This window comes from Streptococcus shenyangsis, from assembly GCF_006385785.1.
Lineage (GTDB): Bacteria > Bacillota > Bacilli > Lactobacillales > Streptococcaceae > Streptococcus > Streptococcus shenyangsis.
The window spans coordinates 1-1,436 of record NZ_VFSH01000024.1 but is presented as its reverse complement, the minus strand read 5'-3'; the positions used below and the strand labels follow the sequence as shown (position 1 = coordinate 1,436).

Annotated in this window: 1 protein-coding gene; it reads left to right on the top strand. The window is 35.1% G+C overall.

Features of this window, described 5'->3' with window-relative positions:
* The first annotated feature begins 56 nt into the window (after positions 1-56).
* Positions 57-1,405, top strand: a protein-coding gene (locus tag FJR77_RS10110) for an IS3 family transposase (protein WP_140860145.1) whose coding sequence is annotated in 2 segments (ribosomal slippage) — positions 57-498 and positions 498-1,405 — 1,350 coding nt in all. Because the reading frame shifts where the segments join, the coding sequence is not laid out codon by codon here.
* Positions 1,406-1,436 lie beyond the last annotated feature (31 nt).

Here is a 1,436-nt window from a genome sequence, read left to right as displayed (position 1 = left end):
TGAACTGCACCCCAAAAGTTAGACAGAAAAAATCTAACTTTTGGGGTGTTTTTATTATGAAATTAACTTATGATGATAAAGTTCAGATCTATGAACTTAGAAAACAAGGATATAGCTTAGAGAAGCTTTCGAATAAATTTGGTATAAACAATTCTAATATTAGATACATGATTAAATTGATTGATCGTTACGGAATAGAGTTTGTCAAAAAAGGAAAAAATCGTTACTATTCTCCTGATTTAAAACAAGAAATGATTCATAAAGTCTTACATGAAGGCTGGACTAAAGATAGAGTTTCTCTTGAATACGGCCTCCCAAGTCGTACGATACTTCTTAATTGGCTAGCACAATACAAGAAAAACGGGTATACTATTGTTGAGAAAACAAGAGGGAGAGTACCTAAAATGGGACGTAAGCCAAAAAAGAGACCTGAAGAGAGGACAGAATTAGAACGTCTTCAAGCAGAAAATGAGTACCTGAGAGCGGAGAATGCTATCCTAAAAAAGTTAAGAGAACTCCGATTGAAGGAGGAAAAAGAGAAAGAAGAAAGACAGAAATTGTTCAAGAATTAATGACTGAGTTTTCGTTAGATATTCTTCTAAAAGCCATTAAACTAGCTCGTTCGACCTACTACTATCACTTGAAACAGCTAGATAAACCAGATAAGGATCAAGAGCTTAAAGATGAAATTCAATCCATTTTTATCGAACACAAGGGAAATTATGGTTATCGTCGGGTTCATTTAGAACTAAGAAATCGTGGTTATCTGGTAAATCATAAAAGAGTTCAACGCTTGATGGAAGTACTCAATTTACAAGCTAAAATGCGACAGAAACGAAAATATTCTTCTCATAAAGGAGATGTTGGTAAGAAGGCAGAGAATCTCATTCAACGCCAGTTTGAAGGATCGAGACCAATGGAAAAGTGTTATACGGATGTGACAGAGTTTGCCATTCCAAATAGCACGCAGAAATTGTATTTATCGCCTGTTTTAGATGGCTTTAACAGCGAAATTATTGCTTTTAATCTTTCTTGTTCTCCTAATTTAGAACAAGTAAAAACGATGTTGGAACAGGCCTTCACAGAGAAACACTACGAGAATACGATTCTCCATAGTGACCAAGGTTGGCAATACCAACACGATTCTTATCATCGGTTCCTAGAGAGTAAGGGAATTCAAGCATCCATGTCACGTAAGGGCAACAGCCCAGACAACGGTATGATGGAATCTTTCTTTGGCATTTTAAAATCCGAAATGTTTTATGGCCATGAGAAAAACTTTAAATCACTTAATCAATTGGAACAAGCCATTATAGACTATATCGATTACTACAACAACAAACGAATTAAGGTAAAACTAAAAGGACTTAGTCCTGTCCAATACAGAACTAAATCCTTTCAATAATTATTTGTCCAACTTTTTGGGATCAGTACAT